This is a genomic window from Vibrio sp. 99K-1, assembly GCF_013114585.1.
Lineage (GTDB): Bacteria > Pseudomonadota > Gammaproteobacteria > Enterobacterales > Vibrionaceae > Vibrio > Vibrio chagasii_B.
This window is the reverse complement of sequence record NZ_VTXF01000003.1, coordinates 62,273-87,911: the sequence shown is the minus strand read 5'-3', so window position 1 is coordinate 87,911 and position 25,639 is coordinate 62,273. Positions and strand designations below refer to the sequence as shown.

The following is a 25,639-nucleotide window of genomic DNA, read 5'->3' as shown; positions in this document are numbered from 1 at the left end:
AGAGGCTCATTCACCTCATAAAAAAATAAAGCGACCCTAGGCCGCTTTATTATTCATTTCTAATTTCTGACTTAAAACTCTATAGCGAAAGGGGCTCGTGCTTTTTCACTAAACCGAAGTCAGCCAAGATTGCGTAAGCCGCAGGGATCATAAACAGCACCAGCAGGGTTGAAGCAAAGATGCCAAATACGATCGAGATAACCAAAGGCTGAATAACCTGAGCCTGTAAACTGGTTTCGGTGAGCAAAGGCAATAAACCAGCAGCCGTCGTCATCGAGGTTAAGAACACGGCACGGAAACGCTCACGACTCGCTTTCACCACCGAGTCATGCACGCTATCTCCTTCATCAACGTGATGACGAATGTATTGAACGAGTAAGATAGAGTCGTTAACTACAATCCCTGCAAGCGACACAAAGCCCATCATACTTGGCATACTTAAGGAATGACCAAGCACCCAGTGACCAACTACAACTCCGATAAAGGCTAATGGAATCGCGAGCATCACAACTACAGGCTCTAAATAGCTTCTGAATTGATAACTCAGAATCGCAAACACACCAAACAGACCGAGCAAGAAGCCTTTGCCCATCGAGGCGCCCGTCTTGGCTGCATCCTTCGCTTCCCCTTCGAAATCAAAACGTAAGCCTGGGTACTTCTGAATGAGTTTAGGCGCTTCATCTTTTTGGAACTGAGCCAAGATCGCTGAAGAGCTCGCTTTCTTATTATCAATATCACCAAAGATACTAATAGTTCTCAGCCCATCAATACGTTGAATACGCACATAATTACGCTGGAAATCGAGTGTCGCCAGCGTAGCTAACGGAATTTGGCTGCCTTCCGCAGTAATGATTGGGAAGTTAGCAAGCTGTTGAATGTCACCCGCTTGCTCTTTATCAAGACGCACCTCTATCGAGATATTCTCAACACCGATTTGAATCTCATCCGCAGTCTGACCAAAGAAGGCCGCGCGCAGTTGAGAGGCAATCATCTGCCCGTTCACATTGTAGGTTTCAGCGCCTGGGCGCAGCTTAACCAAGATCTCTTCTTTACCCATGCGCATGTCATCAAGCACACCATGAACACCATCAAACTCATTCAGATAAGCTTGAATATCCAGAGAAGCAGCCTTCAATGCATTAAGGTCATCATGCTTGGCACGGATCTCAATCGCTCGTCCACCCGGCCCCATGGTTGGTTGCTTGAAAACCAATGAGATTGGGTCTGCGAGTTCACCGATGTCCTCTCGCCATGCATCGATGAAATCATCAATCACCGTATTACGGCTCTCAGCACCACGAAGATCTAAGCGCACGGTAGCCAAGTGCGGGCCAGACTCGTTGGCATCGGCATTGGCGTTAAACTGGCTGGTGATATGTTCGACTAGCGTGTTGCCCTCTTCAACTTCTTCGCTCCACTGCTCATTCAAACGCTCAGCAGAAGCCACAATCTTATCGACCACTCTCTCAGTTTGAGACAGTGATGCCCCCGGAGGAAGAATGATACGAGCCTCAGCAATATCACCATCAAGCTCTGGGAATGGCTGGAATTTGACAACACCACCAGCAATCAAGGAGATCGATAGGAGCAGCAAGGTCAACACTCCGCCCATAAAGGCATAGCGGAAGGTCACCACTTTCTCGACCATATTCATCAAGGTGGTATTACGAAAGTTCTCAAACTTCTCTAGCAACACAGTTTTGAAGCGCAGCGCTGGCTTATCGTTTTTCTCTTTGTGTAACGAATGCGACAAGTGATTCGGCAGAATTAAGAAAGCTTCGATCAAGCTCAACGACAGCACCAAAATCAGCACCTGAGGAACGGCCTTGAGTACCGCGCCCATTTCCCCATCGAGAAATAACAAGCTACCGAAGATACACACTGTGGTTAAGAAGGAAGACAACACACCGGGAAGTACCTTCTTAACACCGTTATACACCGCGTCATCAACGTTTTGCCCCCGGTCGAGGTGGGAGGCTATCGATTCAGCGATCACGATGGCGTCATCCATCATAATACCGATCGCCATCAACAAACCCACCAGTGACATTATGTTGATCGACAGTCCTAAATTGGCCATTAAGAACAATCCGCCAAGAAAGGCTACCGGCAGGCCTGCTGCAACCCAAAAGGAATAACGTAAGCTGAAGAACAGCCACATAGTAGCAAACACTAGCACAATGCCTTGCCAGCCGTTGCGCACCATCATGGTCAGACGATCCCACAATACAGAGGAGAGATCGTTGGTCATTTGCAGAGTCACGCCATCAGGTGCAATTGCACGCTGGTCCTCGACAAACTGAGTGACACGCTCTTTGATTCTCAGTGCGTCATCTTCTTTGTTCTTGCTGATCTTGAGCAGCGCAGAAGGTTTACCATCAAACAACACCTTCTGTTCATCGAGCTCAAAGCGGTCGGTGATCTTGGCAATATCTCGTAAACGGATCACAGAGCCATTTGGCGCCGAACCCACTACAATGCTTTCCAGTTCTACGGGCGTGATACGCCTTTCATCGAAGCGAATCAGGAAGTTTTTGTCTGGCGTTTCAACGTTACCACTCGGCAGTTTCACATTCTGGCGACCAATTTGATCGGCAATATCACCGACACTCAAACCGAGTTGGCGAATCGCTTGGGTATCAAGTTCAACACGATATTGGTGATCAGAGAATCCGCTGACATCAACCAGTGAAACATCGTAATCGAGCTTCATTGTGCGTTTCAGATCTTCAGCGTATGCCTTCAGCTCAGGCCATGAGGTGTCCGCCGTAATCGCAATATCAACGACTGGCTCATTCCAATCTAGCTCTTGTACGACCGGTGATTCAATCTCTGTAGGAAAATCGTTGATCGAATTGATCTGAGTTTGTACATCCACCAGCATTCGACCGATGTCCGCTTTCTCATTGAGCTTGAGAATTAGACGTGCGCTGCCTTCTATCGCCTCACATTGGGTTTCTTCAATGTTAGCTAAACCATCGACCGCATCCTCCATTCGCACACACAGGCTCTCTTCGACCTCCTGTGGTGAAGCACCCGGATAAACAATCGCTGCCATAATGTAAGGCGGATCGTAAGCAGGGAAGGTTTCGCGTTTGATGGTAGATAACGAACTCAAACCCAATATCAACAACCCAAGCATCAACAAGTTGGCTGCGGTTGGGTGTCTTGAGAAGAACTTAATCATGAAGCGCTCCCGTCACTATCTGCGGTAAGTTCATCACCATTTGAACCAGACTCTTTCAGCAGCATGCCTTCAATGGCAGGCAGAACGTCGTTGAGAACCAATTTGTCTCCCGTCTGCAACTCGCCACTAATCACCACTTGATTGTCTCGGCGGTAAAGCACTTCGACACTCACAACTTTCAAGCGCTGGTTCTCATCCATCAAATAGATCTTATCGCCATGCAGAGCGCGTTCAGGCACAACCCAACTTAGATTGGCTAAGCCTTCAATCTCCGCTTTAACAAACATGCCATTTACCAAAGGCGTGGCACTGTTTGGCTGAAGCGCAGAATAGTCTTGATTGATTTCAAGGATGATGCCCGCTGTCGCTTGGTTTTCATCCACAGTCTCACTGATTCGTGCAACCTTGGCTGGCCAAGTCAGATTTAAGCTGCCACTGTTCAGCTGAATGCTTGCCTTAGTTGGCGTTTGGTATGGGTTTGGGATGCCAGCAGCATCGCGAGGAAATTGAGTAAAGCTTGAGGCTAAAGTTTGCATATCGTGAATAGAGAGTTGTGCCTCAACCTCCATAACGTCAATTCCATGAGCAATGAACATCTCTTGCTGCAGATTAACTACTTGGTTCTGTTCAATATCAACCTGAGCGATTCGCATCGGTCTGGGTAAGGTGATGGTGGTTTTATCCAAAGAGCGTTGCGCTTCTTTGACCTTAGAGACATTGACCTTAATCACCGCTTGTGCGACACGCTTTTCATCTGGCATTAAGGCGATTTGGTTCTGTATATCTAACACCAGCTTCTGTTGGGAGAGTGCGCTCTGCTGTTGAAGATCGACATCGGACTGAGAGGTCAGCCCTTTCTTACGCAGATCTTGTTTACGTTGTAGCTCTTTATTACTGATCACTAAACGATTTTTTTCGATCTTCAGTGTCTGTTTCAGGTTGTCTTCTTCTTGATTCAATTTCGCTAATGAGGTTTGGCTTGATTTTAGATCCGCCTCTGCTTGTATCAGTTTCAATTCGTAATCCAATGGATCAACCTTGAGCACGACCGTTCCCGCAGGGATCACCTGGCCTTTTTCAAGATCTGGATGTCGATACACGATTTGTCCTGTCACCTCAGCAATCGCTTTCCATTGAACTTTCGGCACCACTTTGCCAAAGCCGACCGCTAGCGGTGCTATCAGTTGTTGTTCTAGGCTCACTGTATCAACTAAGCGGGCTCTATCACCCGCAGGTTTGGTTGGAAGATCTGGCTTCAAGTTAATCGCGGCGACAAGGCCAATAACACCAACCGCAAGTGCTGGAAAGAAGAGTAGTTTTTTATTTATTTTCATTATCTTTGGTCCTGCACGGAAGAAGGGCTCGGTGCGTTGATAAAGCCTTCAGTCATCAGTTGAATGTTGTGTTCGATTAAACGATTAAGAAATTCTTCATTAATCTCAATACCATGGATTGCCAATAAAGGCGGCGGAGCGATGAAAGGAAACACCATCAAGCTTACATACGAAACACGGCACAATTTTGGATCCATGTTCTGTTTTAAGATGCCTTGTTCAACCAACTTTTCAAAAATGACATCTTGGGCTGGCTTGGCAACATCGAGGAAAACCTTTTCGAGCAACTCTCTTTGCACTTCAGAGGGAGGCATATTCATCACTTGGGCTATCAAGCGCGGAAACTTCGGCACCTTGACCATCTCTTTGTAGTAAGTCCGCATTAAATCAAGAAAGTTCTCATGACTGCTTTCTTCAACCAATCTCTGCATCTGCAATTGCATCGGTCGTAGCGTTTCACGCAGCATAGCTTCAAACAGCCCGGCCTTACTGCCAAAGTAATAGCGGATCATCGCAATGTTCACACCCGCGCGCTCAGCAATCAGGCGCGTCGAGACCTTGTCGTATGGCTGAACGACAAACAGATCACGAGCATGCTCAATCAATAACTGTCGAACATCTAAGTTCTTTTGAGGTCGCCCCGCTTTTCGTGCCGTCATGGCAAAAATCCATCTCTATAATTAATCATCTGATTAATTATAGAGATAAACAGGCGTAACAGTAGAAGATTAATTACTCACTATTTAATCAAGTGATTAATTAATTTGGTCACGCTTGTGATTTTTTTGGTGAATCGTTCCATCAAAAAGATTTACTACAAAGTTTTAACCTGCACATAAGCCAAACGATAAACTAACCGCCCAACCTAAAAACCCCAAGCAGATGATAAAACCAATAAATACAACCCTAGCAGCACAAACCAAACCAAAACGCCGCTAATGTATGCTGATATTGGATTTTCTTGTTTGACGCTCAGAATAAATTACGGTAAATATGGTGTTAACAGTTTATTTACGGATATTTGTGTAATGATTTTTTCTTCTTCTCGACTGCTGAAACTTCTCCTTATCGTGAACCAATCGCGCGGGTAAGTTGTGGGTCAAGAACTACACAAATATTAAAACCCGCGCTGAGCGGGTTTTTTTGTAACTGGCACTTTTAAAAGAACATCATTCTCAATAATAATTTGGATAGCAATCGATACAATATCGATATAAGGAAGCACCCATGAACGATCAAGTGATAATTTTTGATACGACTTTACGTGACGGCGAGCAGGCTCTAGCTGCAAGCCTGACAGTAAAAGAGAAGTTACAAATTGCTTATGCACTTGAAAGACTGGGTGTGGACGTAATCGAAGCTGGCTTCCCGGTATCATCTCCGGGTGATTTTGAGTCAGTACAAACTATCGCAAAGAACATCAAAGATAGTCGTATCTGTGCGCTTTCTCGTGCGGTAGCGAAAGATATCGATGCAGCAGCAGAAGCGTTAAAAGTGGCTGAGCAGTTCCGTATTCACACCTTTATTTCTACATCGACGGTTCACGTTCAAGATAAGTTGCGTCGCAGCTACGATGACGTGGTAGAGATGGCAGTCAAAGCCATTAAACACGCACGTAACTACACAGACGATGTTGAATTTTCTTGTGAAGATGCAGGGCGTACACCTATCGATAATCTATGTCGCATGGTTGAAGCTGCCATCAACGCGGGTGCAAAAACCATCAACATTCCAGACACAGTGGGGTACACAGTGCCTAACGAGTTTGGCGGTATTATCAAAACGCTATTTGACCGCGTACCAAACATCGACCAAGCAATCATCTCAGTTCACTGTCACGATGACTTAGGCATGTCGGTTGCTAACTCAATCGCAGCGGTACAAGCTGGTGCTCGCCAAGTAGAAGGTACCATTAACGGCATTGGTGAACGCGCGGGTAACTGTTCTTTAGAAGAGATCGCAATGATCATCAAAACTCGTCAAGAGTTATTAGGTGTTCATACCGGCCTAGATCACCAAGAGATCCACCGCACCAGTAAATTGGTGAGCCAGCTTTGCCACATGCCGATTCAAGACAACAAAGCGATCGTTGGTGCTAACGCATTCAGCCACTCTTCAGGTATCCACCAAGATGGCATGCTAAAGAACAAAAACACTTACGAGATCATGACTCCTGAGTCTATTGGCTTGAAAAACAAGGCGTTGAACTTAACCAGCCGTAGTGGTCGTGCTGCTGTTAAGAGCCATATGGACGCGATGGGTTACAAAGACAACGAGTACAGCCTAGATTCATTGTACGAAGACTTCTTGAAGCTTGCTGACCGTAAAGGCCAAGTCTTCGATTACGACTTAGAAGCATTAATGCACTTCGCGAATCTACGTGACGAAGATGACTTCTACAAACTTAACTACCTAAGCGTACAATCTGGTAGTGTAATGTCTACAACCAGCATCAAGCTGCAATGTGGTGACGAAGAGAAGTGCGAAGCCGCTGTCGGTAACGGTCCTGTTGACGCGCTATACCAGTGTATCTACCGCTTAACTGGCTACGAAATCGTACTAGATAAGTTCGACCTAACCGCGAAAGGTGAAGGTGAAGATGGTTTAGGCCAAGCTGACATCATTGCTAACTATAAAGGTCGTAAGTACCACGGCACAGGCGTTTCAACGGATATCGTTGAAGCTTCTGGTCAGGCGCTATTACACGTTATCAACAGCATTCAACGCGCTGACACGATTGCTGAAATGAAACAGCAAAAAATCGCGACAGTTTAAGAACCTAATAACAGAGCCCTAGAGCCGATGTTATTGGCTTTATGGACAAAATTTAAAACGAGCTCATGCTCAGTAACAAGAATTAAAGGATTAACATGACTGATAAATCATACAAAATTGCCGTACTACCTGGTGATGGCATTGGCCCAGAAGTAATGCAGCAAGCACATAAGGTGCTAGACGCGATCGAAAAGAAGCATGCGATTAGCTTTTCTCGCGAAGAGTATGATGTTGGTGGTATTGCAATTGATAACCACGGTTGCCCACTACCAGAGTCAACAGTGAAAGGTTGCGAAGAGTCTGACGCTGTACTTTTCGGCTCAGTTGGTGGTCCTAAGTGGGAGCACCTTCCACCAAATGACCAACCTGAGCGTGGCGCCCTACTTCCTCTACGTAAACACTTCCAACTGTTTTGTAACCTTCGTCCTGCGCAAATTCACAAAGGTTTAGAGTCTTTCTCTCCACTTCGTGCTGATATCTCCGAGCGCGGTTTTGACATCGTGGTAGTACGTGAGCTAACAGGCGGTATTTACTTCGGTCAACCTAAAGGTCGTGAAGGTGAAGGCGCAACGGAAAAAGCGTTTGATACCGAGGTTTACCACCGCTACGAAATCGAACGTATCGCAAAGATTGCTTTTGAATCGGCACGTCTACGTAACAAAAACGTTTACTCCATTGATAAAGCGAACGTTCTACAGAGTTCTATCTTGTGGCGCGAAGTTGTCGAAGAGATCGCAAAAGACTACCCAGATGTCACGCTAAACCACATGTACATCGACAACGCGACCATGCAGTTAATCAAAGACCCGTCTCAGTTTGACGTCATGCTATGTTCAAACATCTTCGGCGACATCATCTCTGATGAGTGTGCAATGATCACAGGCTCTATGGGTATGCTTCCTTCTGCAAGCTTGAACGAAAGCAACTTCGGCCTATACGAACCAGCGGGCGGCAGTGCACCAGATATCGCAGGCAAGAATATCGCAAACCCAGTTGCACAAATTCTTTCTGCAGCGCTAATGCTTCGTTACAGCCTAGGCGAAGAAGCGGCAGCACAAGACATTGAAACAGCGGTATCTAAAGCGCTTTCAGCAGGCGAGCTAACAGCAGACCTAGCAGGCGATAAACAAGCGCTAACCACCTCTGAAATGGGTGACAAGATTGCAGAGTACATCTTAGCTTCATAAGCGTAACGATCTAAAGTAAGTACATAAGAATAATATCCAGCCAAGTCATCCAAAGTGCCTGACTTGGCTAGAAACAAACACTGGGACTGATACTCCCAAGGAAGAAAAGCTATGTCGACAAACCAGCAAGCCAAAACCTTATACGAAAAAGTTTACGACGCGCACGTTGCAGTAGCAGCAGAAGGCGAAAACCCGATCCTTTACATCGACCGTCACTTAGTCCACGAAGTAACGTCACCTCAAGCATTTGATGGTTTACGTGAAAAAGGCCGTAAAGTTCGCCAAGTCGGCAAAACTTTCGCGACCATGGATCACAACGTATCAACCCAAACCAAAGACATTAATGCTTCTGGCGAGATGGCGCGTATCCAAATGGAAACGCTATCAAAAAACTGTGAAGAGTTTGGTGTAACGCTTTACGACCTAAACCACAAATACCAAGGTATTGTGCACGTTATGGGCCCTGAGCTAGGTATTACTCTGCCGGGTATGACTATCGTTTGTGGTGACTCGCACACTGCAACACACGGTGCATTTGGTTCTCTTGCATTCGGTATCGGTACTTCAGAAGTTGAGCACGTTCTAGCAACCCAAACGCTAAAACAAGCTCGCGCTAAAACCATGAAGATCGAAGTAAAAGGTAAGGTAGCTCCGGGCATTACTGCCAAAGACATCGTGCTGGCGATCATCGGTAAAACAACAGCGGCTGGCGGTACTGGCTATGTGGTTGAATTCTGTGGTGAGGCGATTACCGACCTTACAATGGAAGGCCGTATGACAGTATGTAACATGGCTATCGAGTTGGGTGCTAAAGCGGGTCTGATTGCACCGGATGAAACCACCTACGAATACATCAAGGGTCGCAAGTTCTCTCCAGAAGGTGAAGAGTTTGACGCAGCCGTTGAATACTGGAACACACTAAAAACCGATGCTGACGCTGAATTTGATGCTGTCGTAACTCTAGAAGCGGCAGACATCAAACCACAAGTGACTTGGGGTACTAACCCTGGTCAGGTAATTTCTGTTGATGCGCCAATTCCTGCCCCAGAGAGCTTCGCAGACCCTGTTGAAAAAGCATCAGCTGAAAAAGCATTGGCATACATGGGCCTAGAAGCGGGTAAATCTCTATCAGATTACAACGTAGATAAAGTGTTTGTTGGCTCTTGTACTAACTCTCGCATCGAAGACATGCGTGCAGCAGCAGCGGTAGCGAAAGGTCGCCAAGTGGCTAAACATGTACAAGCGCTTATCGTTCCGGGCTCTGAGCAAGTAAAAGCGCAAGCTGAAGCTGAAGGTTTGGATGTTATCTTCAAAGAAGCAGGTTTTGAGTGGCGCCTACCGGGTTGTTCTATGTGTCTTGCAATGAACAACGACCGCCTTGGTCCACAAGAGCGCTGCGCGTCTACATCAAACCGTAACTTTGAAGGTCGCCAAGGCCGTGATGGTCGTACGCACCTAGTTAGCCCTGCAATGGCTGCAGCCGCAGCGATCGCTGGTCACTTTGTCGATATTCGTGAACTTTAATTAGAGGATTTAACATGTCAGGTTTTCAACAACACACCGGATTAGTCGTTCCTCTAGATACGGCCAACATCGATACTGATGCGATCATTCCAAAGCAGTTCTTACAGAAAGTGAACCGCATTGGTTTTGGTAAACACTTATTCCATGACTGGCGCTTCCTAGATGACGCGGGCGAACAACCAAACCCAGAATTCGTAATGAACGCACCACGTTACCAAGGCGCTTCAATCCTGCTTGCCCGTGAAAACTTTGGTTGTGGCTCATCTCGCGAACACGCACCTTGGGCACTTGCTGATTACGGTGTTCAAGTGATGATTGCACCAAGCTTTGCAGACATCTTCTACGGTAACTCAATCAACAACCAAATGGTTCCTGTTCGACTGACTGAGCAAGAAGTGGATGAGATTTTCCAATTCGTAGAAGCGAACGAAGGCGCAGAAGTGACGGTTGATCTAGAAGCAATGAAAGTAAGCGCAAATGGCAAACAATACTCGTTTGAAATTGATGAGTTCCGTCGCCACTGCCTACTGAATGGCTTAGACAACATTGGCCTAACGCTGCAGCACGCTGACAAGATTTCTGCGTATGAAGAGAAGATTCCAAGCTTCCTAAAATAAAGAAGTCTTGCAATAGAAAAGCAGTTTCAAAGTTCGAAAAGGTTGGCTTAGCGCCAACCTTTTTTATTTGGTTCAGCTTTAGTCTAAAGTGTCTACAAACTCTGATCTGTTATTTAACTAAAGAGCCATGAAAGAAAATCGTAAAGCATAAGGTCTTAGTAGTCAGCTATCAGGAGAATGCCATGAAACAACTACTCGTTATTATCAGCCTACTTTTTTCAACCTTAGCTTGGTCGGCACCTAAGTCTGAACTGTGGCCGTACTGGAATCAAAGTAATGAGGCCAACTCAGAACAAGTTTCTCATCAAAGCTGGCAGCAATTCCTCGATAGCTACTTGGTTAAACAGGGGCAAAATACGTTAGTTCGTTATCAAGCAGTGTCCGCTACAGATAAGTCAAAGCTGAAACAATACATCAAGCAGTTAGAGCAGATAAACCCACTCGAGTACCCAAAAGCAGAGCAGTACGCTTACTGGGTCAATCTATACAATGCCGTGACTGTTGATTTGATTCTCGATGCCTATCCAGTTAAATCGATCACTAAGCTCGGAGGTCTGTTTAGTTTTGGCCCATGGGGAGATGATGTCGTATCAGTAAATGGAAAGTCACTGACACTCAACGACATTGAGCACCGAATCCTAAGACCGATATGGCAAGACCCACGTACACACTACGCTGTAAATTGTGCCAGCCTAGGGTGCCCAAACCTCCAGTCTCAAGCCTTTACGTCTGACAACACCGAAACTCTACTGGAACAAGCGGCCTCTGAGTTTGTTAATAGTGATAAAGGTGTTCTGATTAAAGGCAATAAGACCCAACTATCATCGATTTATGAGTGGTTCGCAGTGGACTTTGGTAGCCAACAGCAGCTCATTCAACACCTAAACCAATATCGAGTTGAGCCTGTAAAGAATACCGACAAAATCAGCTATGACTACGACTGGTCACTAAACCAAACAAAATAGCTTGCTGCCAGTCGCTCACAGCTAAAACAAAAAAGAGGCTAGTGGTATATCACCCACTAGCCTCTTTTCATCTATTTCACTTTGTTCTAGAGCTAGAAACTTGAACCAGGCTGCTGCAAGAATTCAACCTCTTCTGGTGTTGATGCTCTTCCTAACACATCATTGCGATGTGGATAGCGACCAAAACGCTCAATGATAACCTTGTGCTTAAACTCAAAATCAAGATTATTTTCTAAGCCAGTTTGAGAAAACAACTCAACCGCCTGCTCATGAATTAACAGTGACTCACTGTGCATGTAAGGCATATACAGAAAGCTTTTCTGTTGTTGGCTAAGTTGATGGTCAAAACCACCGGCTACCGCTTCCTGCGCCAATGCTAGCGCCATGGGGTCAGCTGAAAATGCAGCAGGGCTATTTCTGCCGATGTTTCTTGAAAACTGGTCCAGTACAATAATCTCAGCTAAGCGCCCTTGTGCCGTTTGGCGCCATTCAAACAGCTCCCCCTGAGTTGCAGCTTGATGTAAATCGGAGAATCGCTCTTTAATCAAAGCATCAATGTGTTCACCGCCAGTAAACCAATCTTTTGGTGTTAACTCATCAAACCAAAAGTCCAGAACGTCTAGATAACTGATAGTCATATTTATTCCTTTAAATAAAAAAGCCGAGTAACGTCTTATCATTACTCGGCTTTATGTTCGATTACTTAAACCCTTTGACCTTCTTAATTAGGTCGTAAGCATTTTGAATTTCTTGCGATTTCTCTTTTGCAACGTTCATCATTTCTGGCGGGAGACCTTTCGCCATCAGTTTATCTGGGTGGTGCTCATTCATCAGCTTACGGTAGGCCTTTTTCACTTCCTTGCCATCCGCACTTTCACTTACACCTAGCACCTTAAATGCATCGCCAAGTTGGTTTTGTTGTGATGCTTGTTGCCAACCAGACGACTGCCCTTGGTGATGACCGCCGCCGAAGCTTCCGCCCTGCTGTTGAAAACGGAATGCCGCCTCTTGCATCTGTAAACGGCGCTCAAGTTGCTCTGCAGAAAAGCCAAGACCTTGAGCAATCTTATGAAGAACCTGACGTTCACTTGGATGCAGACTTCCATCGGCAAATGCTGCTGATACTTGAAGCTCTAAAAAAAACTGAAGGAGGTCAAAACGTCCACCCGATGAGATTTTTACACGCTCAAGGACGTCACTAAGCGGAAAGTCGCTCTCTTTTCCTTCGCGGAATGCATCTTGTGCCGCTCTGCGCTGTTCACCATGAAGATTCATACGCTCCATCATAGTAGAAGCCAGTTGAATCTCTTCGCGAGTCACTTGGCCTTTCGCTTTAGCAACATGCCCCATAACCGCAAATGCAGATTTGAAAAACTCGTTTTGTCTTTCAGCTTGGTTTGGGCCACGCCCAAAACCAGAGGTGTTGAACCCAGATTGGTTCAATCGGCGAGCTTTATCGAATTGGTGTCCCAAAAATAGACCAAAAACTAAACCAAGTGGCCCTCCAAATAGAAAGCCAAAGAAAGCGCCCAAAATTTTGCCAAATATTTGCATTATGTGTTCTCTATCTATGAATTTTATCTGAGTAATGCTGTCTGATGATGCTGAATGCTAATATTTCCTTTATCATAAGGAAAATGCTTTATTAATTGGATTGATACTAGATCAACCCTTCATCTAGTGACACAGGATAGTTCAACTTCATGCAATCTTTTTCCCGCACCTTGTTAGCCGCGTCTATAAGTACGGCGTTATACGTGTCGACAACTCAAGCTGAAACAATAACCGATAGTAGTGTGCAGGAAATGCCCTCTATAGATCAATGCTTGATCGAGCCCGCTGCAGAAAACGAGACTCAACTACCCGCTCATGTTGAGTCAGATCGCTTAGAGGCTATCAATGGTGACAAGGCAATATATTCAGGTGACGTAAGAGTTACGCAAGGAAACAAGACCATCCTTGCTGATAATGTAACCCTTCACCAACAAGAAAACATCGTTGTAGCTGAAGGCAACGTAAACTTTAGTGATGGTCAAATTAAATCAATATCAGACAGAGCAACTAATAATCTGACGACTGATGAAATGACACTAGAAAACACCGACTACGAATTTCTTTGTGAACCAGGCCGTGGCGATGCCGTTTATATCGCAAAAACAGGTAAAGCGGTTTATGAGATCGAAGATGGCTCGATTACCTCTTGTCCTATCGGTGATAACGCTTGGCGCCTGAGAGCATCAAGCATCGATGTCGATCAAGATGAAGAACAAGCCACTTTTTATAACCCACGCTTTGAAATTCAAAGTGTCCCTGTCTTTTACCTACCATACCTGACTGTTCCTATTGGTGACACACGTAAGACAGGTTTCCTATACCCAACCGTATCATACGGTTCAAGTGACGGTTTTGAAGCTGAGATCCCGGTGTATTGGAACTTGGCACCAAACTACGACTTGGAAACAACGTTTAAGTACATGCAAGAGCGTGGAACGCAACTGAACAGTAAATTCCGTTACTTGAGCGATTTCGGCTCCGGTAGCATTAAGTCTGAATACCTACCAGATGATAAAAAATTCAAAGACAAAGGCGACCGATGGGGTGCTCAATTAGAGCACACTGGGATTTTCCAAGAGTCGTGGTTGTTTGAAGTTGATTACTCCAAAGTCAGTGACATTGATTACTTTACTGACGTTAGCTCAAGTAGTATAGGTAACCGTGAAGATGGCCAATTACTTCAAGAAGGTAAAGCAACCTACCGTTCTCACAACTGGGATGCATCTGTACTTGTCCGAGACTTTCAAGTCTTAACAACCAGTAATAACCTCCCTTATCGCCTAATGCCGCAGCTAGAATACAACTACTACGCGCCTGAGGTTATGGAATATCTAGATTTCGACATGATCAGTCATGTTTCGATATTTGATACCGACGCAAAAGGCAAACCATCAGCGAACCGTATCCACGTGGAACCAGGTATCACTATACCTGTTGGAAATACTTGGGGTACATGGACGACAGAAGCGAGATTACTTGGCACTTATTACCAACAAGACCTTGATGGTGTTGATACTGGTGCAGGTTCTGACTATGAAGGCTTAGAAGAGTCGGTAAGTCGAGTCATCCCTGAGTTTCGAAGCCATGCCGGTATCGTTCTTGAACGTGATACCACTATCGTTGGCAACTACACTCAGACACTCGAGCCACAGGTTCAGTATTTGTATGTACCAGAGCAAGACCAAAGTGATATTGGCCTTTACGACACTACGCTGTTACAAACTGATTATTACGGCTTATTTAGAAGTCGTAAATACAGTGGTGTAGACCGCATTGCTTCGGCAAACCAAATTAGCTACGGCGCCTCGTCTCGTTTCTTTGATGATGAGTACCGAGAACGCCTCAATATCTCTTTCGGTCAAATTTTTTATATCGACAAAGATACAAAACAGACTTTAGACAACGACGACTCAGACAAAAAAACTAATTATTCGTCTTGGGCTATTGAAATGGATTTCAACTATGATGACTACCTGTTCTACCATGGTGGCGTACAGTACGACATTGATAGCACAGCGATGCAACTTGCAAACAGCACATTAGAATATCGCTTCGCAGGCGGTTACATACAAACCAACTACCGCTATGTAACAGAAGAGTATATAAATGAAACTGTAGATTTTGACGTATCATCCATAACAAGAGACGGTATTTCACAAGCAGGTTTACTTGGTGCCTACCAAATTTCACCGAAATGGAGCACCAGTGCTCAATATTTCTATGACTTAACTACACAAGAAGATCTAGAGTGGTTAGCTCGTTTAAACTATAAATCGGACTGTTGGTACATCGGCTTTACCTATAGTAACCGTTTGACAAACAACATTAGCAACCCAAATACCACACCTGAATACGAAAACAACTTCAGTGTGAACTTCGGTATTATTGGCTTTGGTACCAATATCGGCTCTGATTCTGGCGCTGTTGGGGATAGCAGTTCAGATAACTCTTTGAGCTACGGTCGCCCATTCTTCTTAAATAACTAATTTTCTTTATTGATAACACATCAGTAAATTTAAAGGATTACACATGACATTGTGGAAACGCACATTAATCGCTATCACAGCAGCTTGCACTGTATCAACAAGCTTTGCTGCGCCAGTTGAACTCGATAGCGTAAGAGTGATCGTCAACGAGGGCGTGATCTTGCAGAGCGACATCGATACGTCGATGAAAACTCTACGAGCGAACGCGAAGAAAAGCGGTCAGACATTACCCTCTCAAGACGTGCTTGATGAACAAGTACTTGAAAAGCTAATTATCGATACCATCCAAACTCAAGAAGCAGAACGAATCGGTGTTCGTATTGATGATGCTCGACTTGATCAAGCGATTGAGGGCATCGCCAAAGACAACAACCAAACCGTAGAGCAACTCACCGCATCGGTTGCAGAAGAAGGCCTAAGCTACAACGCGTTTCGCGAGCAGGTAAGAAAAGAGATCGCGGCAAGTGAAGCTCGTAATGCGCTTGTTCGTCGCCGTATCAACATTCTTCCAGCAGAAGTAGACAACCTAGCGGATATTCTTGCTCAAGAGACGAATGCGACAGTTCAATACAAGATTGGGCACATTCAACTTCGCTTTAACGATGACCAAACCAAAGAAGAGCTAGAGGCTCAAGCCAAAGAACTTGTTGAAGAGCTTAACTCAGGCAAAGACTTCAGCACTATGGCTTATACTTACTCTAAAGGCCCTAAAGCATTACAAGGTGGCGATTGGGGTTGGATGCGCAAAGAAGAGATGCCAACCATCTTTGCAGACCAAATCAAAATGCAAAATAAAGGCAGCATCATTGGTCCTTTCCGCAGCGGAGTCGGCTTCCACATTCTAAAAATTGAAGATGTGAAAGGCTTAGAGACAGTAGCAGTTACTGAAGTGAATGCTCGCCATATCCTGATTAAACCAACCGTAATCTTAAGCGATGACGGTGCTAAAGAGCAGCTTGAAGAGATCACTCGTCGTGTAAATGCAGGCGAAGCAAGCTTTGGAGATATGGCTCAGCAATACAGCCAAGACCCGGGCTCGGCAGTACAGGATGGTGAGCTGGGCTACCAAACACCTGACTTATACGTACCAGAGTTCAAACACCAAGTAGAAACCCTGCCTGAAGGTAAAATCAGTGCGCCATTTAAAACCGTTCATGGCTGGCACATTGTCGAAGTACTGGACCGCCGTGAAGTCGACCGTACTGATTCCGCTTTAAAAAACAAAGCTTACCAAATTTTATTTAACCGTAAGTTCAACGAAGAAGCTGGGGCTTGGCTGCAAGAAGTACGAGCAAGTGCCTTTGTGGAAATGGTTGAGGACGACCAAGATGACAACTAAACGTATTGTCATTACCGCGGGTGAACCCGCAGGGATAGGACCAGACTTAACTCTGGCGCTATCTCAAGAAAGCTGGCCTCACCAACTTGTGGTTTGTGCAGATAAAAACCTACTCGCGGAACGTGCTGAACTGCTGGGTATTGAAGTAGAACTACTGGATTACGACGCTGCTGCACCTAAGCAGCCGCAACGCTCTGGCACGCTGGTTGTGAAACACATTCCACTTGCTGAAAGCGCTGTTGCAGGCCAACTTAACGAAGCCAATGGTCATTACGTATTAAATACTTTAGAAACCGCAGCAATTGGCTGTATGAATGATGAATTTGATGCTATTGTCACCGGCCCCGTTCACAAGGGTGTAATTAACCGAGCTGGCGTTGCTTTTAGCGGCCATACCGAGTTTTTTGCAGAGAAGTCCAACACGCCACTTGTGGTGATGATGTTGGCAACAGAAGGGCTGCGTGTTGCATTAGTGACAACACATATCCCACTAGCTGATGTATCTCAAGCAGTGACTGAAGACAGATTAGAGCAAATCATTGCGATTCTGAATAAAGATTTGGTCGAAAAGTTTGCGATTGAGAAACCAACTATCTACGTATGTGGTTTGAACCCACATGCCGGTGAAGATGGTTGTTTAGGGCGTGAAGAAATTGAAACCATCACTCCTACGCTAGAAAAAATTCGTCAAAAAGATGGGATTAATTTGGTTGGCCCATTGCCAGCAGACACCATCTTTAATGAAAAATATTTGCAAGATGCAGATGCTGTTTTAGGTATGTATCACGACCAAGTACTCCCGGTATTGAAATACAAAGGGTTTGGTCGCTCAGTGAACATCACGCTTGGCTTACCGTTTATTCGCACATCAGTCGACCACGGTACCGCCTTAGACTTGGCCGGGAAAGGCCAAGCCGATACAGGGAGCTTTAGAACAGCGCTCACGCACGCCATTGAATTAGTAGAGAAAAAGCAATGAGAAATGATGTCCACTTAGGACACAAAGCGCGTAAACGTTTTGGTCAAAACTTCCTTAACGATCCATACATTATTGATGGCATCGTATCGAGCATTAACCCACTACCAGGTCAAAACCTAGTAGAGATCGGCCCAGGCCTTGGCGCAATTACTGAGCCGGTAGGTAAGCTTGTCGATAAATTTACTGTTATCGAATTGGATAGAGACCTTGCAGAACGTCTTCGTAACCACCCGGACCTAGCAGATAAGCTGACGATCCACGAAGGTGATGCGATGAAGTTCGACTTCGAGCAACTTGTCAAACCAAACAATAAGCTTCGTATCTTTGGTAACTTGCCATACAACATCTCGACACCGCTGATGTTCCACCTTTTTGAATTCCATAAAGACATCCAAGACATGCACTTTATGCTACAAAAAGAAGTAGTGAATCGCTTAGCTGCAGGCCCGGGTAGCAAAGCATACGGTCGCCTGACGGTAATGGCTCAATACTACTGTAAAGTCACACCAGTACTGGAAGTTCCACCAACGGCTTTCGTTCCGCCACCGAAGGTAGATTCTGCAGTTGTGCGTCTTCAGCCATATGAAGTGCTACCTTACCCGGCTAAAGACCTAAAATGGCTAGATCGTGTATGTCGTGAAGGCTTTAACCAACGTCGTAAGACAGTTCGTAATTGCTACAAGAGTTTGATTGATAAGGACGTACTAGAAGAGCTTGGCATCAACCCAAGCATGCGCCCTGAGAACCTAACGCTCGAACAGTTTGTCGATATGGCGAATTGGTTGCACGACAGCCACAACGCTGACAAATAAAATAAAAAAGGCTCCTACACTTCGGTTAGGAGCCTTTTTTATGTAATACTTTAATTACATTAAGTATATCAACAACAAAAGGTGCGAATATGGATATATCTACGCCTTGTATCAAATGCCAGGTTCACTCTAAGTACATAGAAGAGCAATCTGAGCCTACGAAGAATCGTTACGTCTTCGCCTACATCATTACTATCAAAAACCTAAGTAAAAGCACGGTTCAACTAATGTCACGTCGTTGGTTAATTACAGACTCTAACGGTAAGCAACTGACGATTGAAGGCGATGGCGTGGTTGGTCAGCAACCGATTATCGAGTCCAATGACGAATACACTTACACCAGTGGTACTGTTATCGAAACACCCGTGGGTGTCATGCAAGGTCACTATGTCATGACCGATCATAAGGGCATCGATTTTATTGCCGAAGTCGACCCATTCAGACTCGCCATTCCTAATATTCTTAACTAACTACCTTTGCAGCTACAGGAAAATACTGTGTCGAATTATATTGTCGGAGACATCCAAGGGTGCTTCGACGAACTTCAGTTATTGCTCGAAACCATCAACTTTAATCAACAACACGATACCTTGTGGGTCGCTGGTGACTTAGTTGCCCGAGGCCCTAAATCTCTAGAAACACTGCGTTTTATTCGCAGTTTAGGCGATTCGGCAAAGGTGGTATTGGGCAATCACGACCTACACCTGCTTGCGGTATCTCTAGGGTTGTTTCCAGCAAAGCCTAAAGATAAGACGCAAGCGATCCTAGATGCTGAAGATCGTGAGTCGCTACTCGAATGGTTGAGGCAGCAACCGTTAATTCAAGAGCATCCTGAGTTCATAATGTCTCACGCAGGTATTTCGCCACAATGGGACCTTGAACGAGCTCGCATAGAGAATCAAGAAGTCGTCGCCCTATTACAATCGGACAAGTGGCAGTGGCTCATCGAGAATATGTATAGTAATACACCCGATCTATGGGACGTTAATTTGCAAGATATTGAACGTTACCGTTATGCGATCAACAGCCTTACCCGAATGCGTTTCTGCTTTACCAATGCTCGGCTCGACATGGCATGCAAACTACCACCAAGTGAAATTACTAATGAACCATTAGTGCCATGGTTTGACCTACCACAGCGCATCAAATTAGATAAAACGGTTGTTTTTGGCCACTGGGCTGCACTTGAAGGCTATCAAGGTAAAGATGTAATAGGACTAGATACTGGATGTGTTTGGGGAGGAGATCTGACTGTACTTCGCTGGGAAGATAAACAGTTTTTTACGCAAAAAGCGTTATAAAAAAGAGATACGAGATACGAGATACGAGATACGAGAAGCTTGCGCTACCTTCGATACAGTAACGCAAGCGCTTTTCTGAGACTAGCTATTGATAACCAGGGTTAACGTTCGAGGATCACAAACTCCATATTGTGTTTGTTTTTCTCATCTGCTTGATACGTATCGCTAAAGCTCTGCTTCCAACCTTCTCCCCAATCTGGGAATTGAGTATCACCATCAACGTCAAAATCAATATAAGTCAGGTACAGCTTATCTGCTTTAGGTAGGCAGCTTTCATAGATTGAGCCACCACCGATGATCATCACCTCTTCAACATCGCTGACTAGATCCAGAGCTTTTTCAATTGAGGTAACCGTTGTCACGCCTTCAATTTCCAAGTTCGCATCACGGCTAATCACAATGTTTAATCGACCAGGTAAAGGACGGCCTATCGAATCATAGGTTTTACGACCCATGACTACAGGCTTCCCCATAGTTGAGCGCTTGAACCATGCGAAGTCCGCAGGCAAGTGCCAAGGCATCTGATTATCTTTACCTATTACACGGTTATTGGCCATTGCTGCAATCATACTGATGATCATAAATCGAAAGTCCTGTCCTTAACTGAGAAAATGGATGCTAGACGATAGGTCTGCGTCGGTAGAATAACAGCCCTGGTACAGCTAAGCCAACCGCCAGCCCTGCGATAATGAACATCGATTTCAAAAAATTCTCCATCAACATCGCTAGCAGTTCGGGGCTATACCCTGCCCTATTAATCTCAACCATGGCAATCATTGCCTTGAAAGCAAATACACCCGGCACCATAGGAATCAGAGCCGCGACTGTAAATACCTTGGGATGCGCCAACAGCTTATGCGACCAATGCACACCTATAAGGCCAACCACTGTTGCGGCGAAGAAGGTTGCCCATTCAATTGGAATCCCAAAGTGCATCATTAAATAACGGCTGCCGTGACCGATAGAGCCGCCGAGTGCGCAATAAATCAAAGCGCGTTGCGGAACGTTAAACACCAATGCGAACCCGACAGCCGGAATCGCTGCGAAAAACATATCGTTGAGTAAGCCTAAAAACAGTTCGAAAATACTCATTAGCTCGCCCACCCCCAAACACCAGATAGGCTCATCGCAGCAACAATCCCTAAACTAGTCGCCAAAGTAAGTAAGCTTGCCATGGTAAAGCGAGCCAACCCCATATTGATGTGACCTTTTAGCATGTCTGCAACAGAATTAATCAGTGGGAATCCAGGCACGAGCATCAATACCGATGAAGCCATTACGATGGTTGGCTGACCACCAATATTGTAGAGGACGGCTTGAGCAGAGATAGTCGTGGTGACAAAAGCTGTGATTGCAAAGTTTAACAGTGGGTTAAAGTGGCGATGACCAATCTCTTGCCTGACGATCATGCCACAGGCAGAAGCAATAAAGGTCATCATGAACACCTGCCAATCACCGCCGGCAAGCCGACTAAAAGAAGCGCAAGATAGGCCAATCATTACGACCACTAACCAGCGGTTGTAGCGCTCAGGACTGATATTTTGGATCTTTTGATACGCCAGTCCATAGTCGAGGATCCCTTTCTCCATCATGATACACACTCGCTGAATATCGGTGATCACTTGCATGTTGATACCACGATCTGCGCAGCTTCGAGTGGTCGTAATACAATGATCATTCATTACTGTCGTCACAACAAGTGCATTGGCAGACAGCGCAACTTCGACCTCATCGACTCCACAAGCAATACCAATACGACGCATAATATCGCCAACTAAAGTGCTTTCCGCGCCGTGCGCTAATAACATTTGCCCTGACTGAGCGACGAGCCTTGAGATCGCTCTTTGTTTTGATGCCATGATTTCCTTCCCATTGGCGTTAATACTTAAGAGGTAAATTTTGCCTTAACAATAAAACTCTGTTCATGATTTAGATACAAAAAAACCGCAATATTAATTGCGGTTTTTATCTAATTGGCTCAATTAGTCACGAACGTAGATAACATGACCGTCATCTTCTTCGTCGTCCCAATCATCCCATTCGTCATCATCTTCAGTAACGACATTTTTGCCGCTCATCGCATCTTTATGGTAGTCATCCCACATAAAGTCGACTTTTTCTTCTTCGGCAACTTCTTCCACTTCACGTGGTAGGTTCTCCATGAACTCACCAAGTTTGAAGCAAAGCTCTTTAGTGCCTAGCTTATTGACTGCAGAGATCTTGAAGTACTCGTCTTCCCAACCTAAAGCATCGATGATTTCTTGAATCTTTTCGTCTGCTTCTTCTTCTGGCATTAGGTCAACTTTGTTGAATACTAACCAACGAGGTTTTTGTGCCACTTTTTCACTGTACTGCTCAAGTTCATCAATGATCGTTAGTGCATTCTGAATAGGATCAGAACCGTCGATCGGCATGATATCGATCATGTGTAGAAGAACACGACAACGCTCAAGGTGTTTCAGGAAGCGAATACCAAGACCAGCGCCGTCAGCAGCACCTTCGATCAGGCCTGGGATATCGGCAACTACAAAGCTCTTCTCAGGTACCACACTCACCACGCCCAAGCTTGGGATCAAGGTTGTGAACGGGTAGTCAGCTACTTTTGGTTTCGCTGCAGAAACAGAGCGGATAAAGGTCGATTTACCTGCATTTGGTAAGCCAAGCATACCAACGTCAGCTAATAGAAGAAGTTCTAAACGCAGTTCACGAACTTCACCTTTAGTACCCATTGTCTTTTGACGAGGAGCGCGGTTAACAGACGATTTGAAACGCGTGTTACCAAGACCGTGCCAGCCGCCTTTACCAACCATTACCTTCTTGCCGTGCTCAGCAACTTCGGCAACGATTTCATTAGTATGGATATCAACAGCGCGAGTACCTACAGGCACTTTCAACGTGATGTCTTTACCACGTTTACCAGTACAGTTACCGCCGCGACCGTTCTCACCACGCTCTGCGTTGTAAAAGCGTTGGAAACGGTAATCGATCAATGTATTTAGGTTTTCATCGGCTTGGATGTAAACATCACCGCCATCACCGCCATCACCACCGTCAGGGCCACCTTTAGCGACGAATTTCTCGCGCCAAAAGCTCACTGTACCATTACCGCCATCACCGGCTTCTATTTTTACTACCGCTTCATCAACGAATTTCATTTTTTAACTCCGCACTTACGTTGCGTTACCACTCATCAAGGAGTGATATAAATTCTAGCAGATCCGAGTTTAGATCGATCACCTAAGATCTAGGCCGACCTGCAACCAAGGAACAAATAAGGAGAGGTTCTTTGCTTGAAACTTGTTAAAGTTTAAACAAGAGCGTCTACTTTTTTATTCTCGTTATAAATAAAAAACCCTGCCGAATCGGCAGGGCTTTTGAATTCAGCTTGAAAGCTATAATAAAATCTAATTAAAGATTAAATTACTCAGCTTCAATGCTTACGAACTTACGGTTTTTAGGACCTTTAACAGCAAATTTCACTTTACCTTCAGTAAGAGCGAAAAGAGTGTGGTCTTTACCGATGCCAACGTTTGTGCCAGCGTGGAACTTAGTACCACGTTGACGTACGATGATGTTACCTGCAAGAACAGATTCGCCACCGAAACGCTTAACACCAAGACGTTTGCTTTCTGAATCGCGGCCGTTATTAGTAGAACCGCCAGCTTTTTTATGTGCCATTGTTAAACTCTCCTAATACTTAAGCGTTAATGCCAGTGATTTTCACTTCTGTGAACCACTGACGGTGACCAGCTTGCTTACGAGAGTGCTTACGACGACGGAACTTAACGATTTTTACTTTATCGCCACGACCGTGTTGTACTACTTCCGCAGTAACCTTACCACCTTCAACAAGAGGTGCACCAACAGCGATTTCTTCGCCGTTAGCAACAAGAAGAACTTTATCAAATTCTACAGTTGCACCAGTTTCAACGTCTAATTTCTCTAAACGAAGTGTTTGACCTTCGCTTACTCGGTGTTGTTTGCCACCAGATTGGAAAACAGCGTACATATTTTACTCCGCTTTTTCCGCACAGCCTATGGTTGTTATTTGTACAACTCGGGTGTGCGCTAAACTAATCAATAGGGCGCAGATTCTACGGGAATCATGGCGCTATGACAAGCCATATTTTTAAAAAATTGGCGAAAACCTGTTCGCCAAAGAAAAGTGCGGCAATCATGCCCTTAAGCGATGTATTAATCAACGTTTTTTAGTGTATTATTCAACAATTAATACAACGTATAAACCTTACAGGGTCTAACTTCAGCCGGATGAACAATGGATTTTAAAGCTATCCAAACGCTTACTGCCAATGATATGGCAAAAGTGAATGAAACAATTCAAGCCCAACTTAATTCTGACGTAAGTTTAATCAACCAGCTTGGTTTTTATATCGTTAGCGGCGGCGGCAAACGCCTACGCCCTTTGCTTGCTCTTTTATCTGCTCGTGCTCTTGGTTACCAAGGCGAAGCACATATTACCTCTGCAGCCTTTATTGAGTTTATTCATACCGCGACTCTGCTTCATGACGATGTTGTCGACGAATCAGACATGAGACGTGGTAAGGCAACCGCCAACGCAGCCTTTGGTAATGCTGCCAGTGTTTTGGTGGGTGACTTTATTTACACACGCTCATTCCAAATGATGACGACGCTAGGATCTTTAAAGATCCTCGAGCTAATGAGTGAAGCGGTAAACGTGATTGCTGAGGGTGAAGTTCAACAATTAATGAACTGCAACAACCCAGACACCACTGAAGAAAGCTACATGCAGGTTATCTATTCTAAGACTGCTCGCCTGTTTGAAGCTGCGACTCAAATTGGCGCGATTCTGACGGAATCATCACCAGAGATCGAAACGGCAATGCAAAACTATGGTAAATACCTAGGCACTGCATTCCAGCTTATTGATGATGTGATGGATTACACCGCAGATGGTAAAGAGATGGGTAAGAACGTTGGTGATGACCTAGCAGAAGGTAAACCAACCTTGCCTCTTCTATATGCAATGCACAATGGCTCTCCTGAGCAAGCAAGCATGATTCGTGAAGCGATTGAAAAAGCCAACGGTATGGAACGTCTCGACGACATTATGGCAGTGATGAAAGAGACAGGCTCTTTAGAGTACACAACAAATAAAGCCTACGAAGAGGCCGATAAAGCCATCGCTGAGCTTTCTGTACTTCCTGACTCTGAATATAAACAAGCGCTAACCACTCTCGCACACTTAGCTGTTAAACGCAGCAAGTAAGCAGGTTAATAGACAAGCTTCTATATAAATAACAAAAAAGAGCCTCTGGGCTCTTTTTTTAGTTTTGAACAAATATTTGTGAAGGAACTAAGTTCAATATCGACTAGCTTCCAATGATAGTGGCAGTTGAGCTTCAATTTCTTCAAGCTCTTCCATTGGCACTGCATATTGCTCATGCCCATTGTAAGTCTCTACTAAGGCATACTGCTCTTGCTCATCAATTACCAATACTTTTCCTAAGTGCCCCAAATATTCGACATTCATACCTTTCTGAACAGTAGCCATAACATTTCCCTTCAACTTATTGTTAAAAGCGAATACGAGTAGCTTG

24 protein-coding genes are annotated in these 25,639 nt (G+C 45.0%); 12 read left to right on the top strand and 12 right to left on the bottom strand.

Annotated elements, in window-relative coordinates; genetic code table 11:
* Positions 1-79 precede the first annotated feature (79 nt).
* Genes F0228_RS03430 through F0228_RS03420 form a run of 3 tightly spaced genes read right to left on the bottom strand, consistent with a single transcriptional unit; the run spans position 80 to position 5,180 of the window.
* Positions 80-3,187 carry an efflux RND transporter permease subunit gene (locus F0228_RS03430; RefSeq protein WP_171761901.1) on the bottom strand — a complete coding sequence of 1,036 codons (3,108 nt, stop codon included), beginning with the start codon at positions 3,185-3,187 and terminating at the stop codon, positions 80-82.
* Entirely contained in the window at positions 3,184-4,521 is a 1,338-nt protein-coding gene (locus F0228_RS03425; RefSeq protein WP_171761900.1) for an HlyD family secretion protein, read from the bottom strand. Before F0228_RS03425 ends, F0228_RS03430 begins: the two co-directional genes overlap by 4 nt.
* Positions 4,521-5,180: a TetR/AcrR family transcriptional regulator gene (locus F0228_RS03420; RefSeq protein ID WP_048609655.1), complete on the bottom strand. Its 660-nt coding sequence runs from the start codon at positions 5,178-5,180 to the stop codon at positions 4,521-4,523. The genes F0228_RS03425 and F0228_RS03420 overlap by 1 nt, the downstream gene beginning before the upstream one ends.
* 568 nt (positions 5,181-5,748) lie before the next feature.
* Between F0228_RS03420 and leuA the strand changes: the two genes are divergently transcribed.
* The 5 genes from leuA (at position 5,749) to F0228_RS03395 (ending at position 11,589) form a co-directional block, all read left to right on the top strand.
* Complete coding sequence (gene leuA, locus F0228_RS03415) at positions 5,749-7,296, top strand: 2-isopropylmalate synthase (protein WP_171761899.1); 1,548 nt, start codon at positions 5,749-5,751, stop codon at positions 7,294-7,296.
* A 95-nt stretch (positions 7,297-7,391) separates the two neighbouring features.
* On the top strand, positions 7,392-8,483 hold the full coding sequence (gene leuB, locus F0228_RS03410) for a 3-isopropylmalate dehydrogenase (RefSeq protein WP_004740807.1): 1,092 nt from the start codon (positions 7,392-7,394) through the stop codon (positions 8,481-8,483).
* A gap of 111 nt (positions 8,484-8,594) precedes the next feature.
* Positions 8,595-10,007 (top strand): 3-isopropylmalate dehydratase large subunit, encoded by a 1,413-nt coding sequence (leuC, locus tag F0228_RS03405; RefSeq protein ID WP_004740808.1) that lies wholly within the window; start codon positions 8,595-8,597, stop codon positions 10,005-10,007.
* A gap of 14 nt (positions 10,008-10,021) precedes the next feature.
* Entirely contained in the window at positions 10,022-10,624 is a 603-nt protein-coding gene (gene leuD / locus F0228_RS03400; protein ID WP_061033543.1) for a 3-isopropylmalate dehydratase small subunit, read from the top strand.
* A gap of 182 nt (positions 10,625-10,806) precedes the next feature.
* Entirely contained in the window at positions 10,807-11,589 is a 783-nt protein-coding gene (locus F0228_RS03395) for a DUF547 domain-containing protein (RefSeq protein WP_061033542.1), read from the top strand.
* Positions 11,590-11,681: 92 nt separating this feature from the next.
* Here the strand turns inward: F0228_RS03395 and F0228_RS03390 are convergent, their stop codons facing one another.
* The gene (locus F0228_RS03390; RefSeq protein WP_061033541.1) at positions 11,682-12,227 is read right to left on the bottom strand and encodes a DUF924 family protein; all 546 of its coding nucleotides are present in this window, start codon (positions 12,225-12,227) and stop codon (positions 11,682-11,684) included.
* Between the two features lie 61 nt (positions 12,228-12,288).
* Positions 12,289-13,143, bottom strand: a complete 855-nt coding sequence (djlA, locus tag F0228_RS03385; RefSeq protein ID WP_061033540.1) for a co-chaperone DjlA — start codon at positions 13,141-13,143, stop codon at positions 12,289-12,291.
* Positions 13,144-13,292: 149 nt separating this feature from the next.
* On the opposite strand from djlA, the gene lptD reads away from it, so the two are divergent.
* The 6 genes from lptD (at position 13,293) to apaH (ending at position 20,060) form a co-directional block, all read left to right on the top strand.
* Complete coding sequence (lptD, locus tag F0228_RS03380; RefSeq protein WP_081090363.1) at positions 13,293-15,629, top strand: LPS assembly protein LptD; 2,337 nt, start codon at positions 13,293-13,295, stop codon at positions 15,627-15,629.
* Positions 15,630-15,672: 43 nt separating this feature from the next.
* Positions 15,673-16,968 carry a peptidylprolyl isomerase SurA gene (surA, locus tag F0228_RS03375; protein ID WP_171730882.1) on the top strand — a complete coding sequence of 432 codons (1,296 nt, stop codon included), beginning with the start codon at positions 15,673-15,675 and terminating at the stop codon, positions 16,966-16,968.
* Positions 16,958-17,947: a 4-hydroxythreonine-4-phosphate dehydrogenase PdxA gene (pdxA, locus tag F0228_RS03370; protein ID WP_171730883.1), complete on the top strand. Its 990-nt coding sequence runs from the start codon at positions 16,958-16,960 to the stop codon at positions 17,945-17,947. The genes surA and pdxA overlap by 11 nt, the downstream gene beginning before the upstream one ends.
* Positions 17,944-18,759 (top strand): 16S rRNA (adenine(1518)-N(6)/adenine(1519)-N(6))-dimethyltransferase RsmA, encoded by an 816-nt coding sequence (gene rsmA, locus F0228_RS03365; RefSeq protein WP_061033536.1) that lies wholly within the window; start codon positions 17,944-17,946, stop codon positions 18,757-18,759. Before pdxA ends, rsmA begins: the two co-directional genes overlap by 4 nt.
* Before the next feature lie 89 nt (positions 18,760-18,848).
* Positions 18,849-19,229 (top strand): Co2+/Mg2+ efflux protein ApaG, encoded by a 381-nt coding sequence (gene apaG / locus F0228_RS03360; protein WP_004740817.1) that lies wholly within the window; start codon positions 18,849-18,851, stop codon positions 19,227-19,229.
* A gap of 27 nt (positions 19,230-19,256) precedes the next feature.
* Entirely contained in the window at positions 19,257-20,060 is an 804-nt protein-coding gene (gene apaH / locus F0228_RS03355; protein WP_171730884.1) for a bis(5'-nucleosyl)-tetraphosphatase (symmetrical) ApaH, read from the top strand.
* Between the two features lie 101 nt (positions 20,061-20,161).
* Here apaH and folA read toward each other — a convergent pair whose 3' ends face one another.
* The 6 genes from folA to rplU form a co-directional block, all read right to left on the bottom strand.
* On the bottom strand, positions 20,162-20,641 hold the full coding sequence (gene folA, locus F0228_RS03350; RefSeq protein ID WP_105024294.1) for a type 3 dihydrofolate reductase: 480 nt from the start codon (positions 20,639-20,641) through the stop codon (positions 20,162-20,164).
* Between the two features lie 37 nt (positions 20,642-20,678).
* Positions 20,679-21,152 (bottom strand): threonine/serine exporter family protein, encoded by a 474-nt coding sequence (locus tag F0228_RS03345; protein ID WP_171730885.1) that lies wholly within the window; start codon positions 21,150-21,152, stop codon positions 20,679-20,681.
* Positions 21,152-21,919 (bottom strand): threonine/serine exporter ThrE family protein, encoded by a 768-nt coding sequence (locus F0228_RS03340; RefSeq protein WP_171730886.1) that lies wholly within the window; start codon positions 21,917-21,919, stop codon positions 21,152-21,154. The genes F0228_RS03345 and F0228_RS03340 overlap by 1 nt, the downstream gene beginning before the upstream one ends.
* A gap of 123 nt (positions 21,920-22,042) precedes the next feature.
* A complete protein-coding gene (cgtA, locus tag F0228_RS03335) occupies positions 22,043-23,215 on the bottom strand; it encodes an Obg family GTPase CgtA (RefSeq protein ID WP_171730887.1) in 1,173 nt (390 codons plus the stop codon).
* Between the two features lie 265 nt (positions 23,216-23,480).
* Positions 23,481-23,738, bottom strand: coding sequence for a 50S ribosomal protein L27 (rpmA, locus tag F0228_RS03330; protein ID WP_004735905.1), 258 nt, complete (start codon positions 23,736-23,738; stop codon positions 23,481-23,483).
* A gap of 19 nt (positions 23,739-23,757) precedes the next feature.
* Positions 23,758-24,069, bottom strand: coding sequence for a 50S ribosomal protein L21 (gene rplU, locus F0228_RS03325; RefSeq protein ID WP_004740823.1), 312 nt, complete (start codon positions 24,067-24,069; stop codon positions 23,758-23,760).
* A gap of 267 nt (positions 24,070-24,336) precedes the next feature.
* Between rplU and ispB the strand changes: the two genes are divergently transcribed.
* The gene (gene ispB / locus F0228_RS03320) at positions 24,337-25,308 is read left to right on the top strand and encodes an octaprenyl diphosphate synthase (protein ID WP_017061376.1); all 972 of its coding nucleotides are present in this window, start codon (positions 24,337-24,339) and stop codon (positions 25,306-25,308) included.
* A gap of 93 nt (positions 25,309-25,401) precedes the next feature.
* On the opposite strand, the gene F0228_RS03315 is transcribed toward ispB, so the two are convergent.
* Positions 25,402-25,593, bottom strand: a complete 192-nt coding sequence (locus F0228_RS03315; protein ID WP_017061375.1) for a hypothetical protein — start codon at positions 25,591-25,593, stop codon at positions 25,402-25,404.
* Between the last annotated feature and the right edge of the window lie 46 nt (positions 25,594-25,639).

Coding starts and splice junctions, on each gene's coding strand:
- surA (WP_171730882.1), top strand. CDS start 15,673: ATGACATTGTGGAAACGCACATTAATCGCTATCACAGCAGCTTGCACT.
- ispB (WP_017061376.1), top strand. CDS start 24,337: ATGGATTTTAAAGCTATCCAAACGCTTACTGCCAATGATATGGCAAAA.
- F0228_RS03340 (WP_171730886.1), bottom strand. CDS start 21,919: ATGGCATCAAAACAAAGAGCGATCTCAAGGCTCGTCGCTCAGTCAGGG.
- lptD (WP_081090363.1), top strand. CDS start 13,293: ATGCAATCTTTTTCCCGCACCTTGTTAGCCGCGTCTATAAGTACGGCG.
- pdxA (WP_171730883.1), top strand. CDS start 16,958: ATGACAACTAAACGTATTGTCATTACCGCGGGTGAACCCGCAGGGATA.
- rsmA (WP_061033536.1), top strand. CDS start 17,944: ATGAGAAATGATGTCCACTTAGGACACAAAGCGCGTAAACGTTTTGGT.
- cgtA (WP_171730887.1), bottom strand. CDS start 23,215: ATGAAATTCGTTGATGAAGCGGTAGTAAAAATAGAAGCCGGTGATGGC.
- F0228_RS03420 (WP_048609655.1), bottom strand. CDS start 5,180: ATGACGGCACGAAAAGCGGGGCGACCTCAAAAGAACTTAGATGTTCGA.
- leuA (WP_171761899.1), top strand. CDS start 5,749: ATGAACGATCAAGTGATAATTTTTGATACGACTTTACGTGACGGCGAG.
- djlA (WP_061033540.1), bottom strand. CDS start 13,143: ATGCAAATATTTGGCAAAATTTTGGGCGCTTTCTTTGGCTTTCTATTT.
- F0228_RS03315 (WP_017061375.1), bottom strand. CDS start 25,593: ATGGCTACTGTTCAGAAAGGTATGAATGTCGAATATTTGGGGCACTTA.
- leuD (WP_061033543.1), top strand. CDS start 10,022: ATGTCAGGTTTTCAACAACACACCGGATTAGTCGTTCCTCTAGATACG.
- F0228_RS03390 (WP_061033541.1), bottom strand. CDS start 12,227: ATGACTATCAGTTATCTAGACGTTCTGGACTTTTGGTTTGATGAGTTA.
- folA (WP_105024294.1), bottom strand. CDS start 20,641: ATGATCATCAGTATGATTGCAGCAATGGCCAATAACCGTGTAATAGGT.
- F0228_RS03395 (WP_061033542.1), top strand. CDS start 10,807: ATGAAACAACTACTCGTTATTATCAGCCTACTTTTTTCAACCTTAGCT.
- F0228_RS03425 (WP_171761900.1), bottom strand. CDS start 4,521: ATGAAAATAAATAAAAAACTACTCTTCTTTCCAGCACTTGCGGTTGGT.
- F0228_RS03345 (WP_171730885.1), bottom strand. CDS start 21,152: ATGAGTATTTTCGAACTGTTTTTAGGCTTACTCAACGATATGTTTTTC.
- apaG (WP_004740817.1), top strand. CDS start 18,849: ATGGATATATCTACGCCTTGTATCAAATGCCAGGTTCACTCTAAGTAC.
- F0228_RS03430 (WP_171761901.1), bottom strand. CDS start 3,187: ATGATTAAGTTCTTCTCAAGACACCCAACCGCAGCCAACTTGTTGATG.
- leuC (WP_004740808.1), top strand. CDS start 8,595: ATGTCGACAAACCAGCAAGCCAAAACCTTATACGAAAAAGTTTACGAC.
- rpmA (WP_004735905.1), bottom strand. CDS start 23,738: ATGGCACATAAAAAAGCTGGCGGTTCTACTAATAACGGCCGCGATTCA.
- rplU (WP_004740823.1), bottom strand. CDS start 24,069: ATGTACGCTGTTTTCCAATCTGGTGGCAAACAACACCGAGTAAGCGAA.
- leuB (WP_004740807.1), top strand. CDS start 7,392: ATGACTGATAAATCATACAAAATTGCCGTACTACCTGGTGATGGCATT.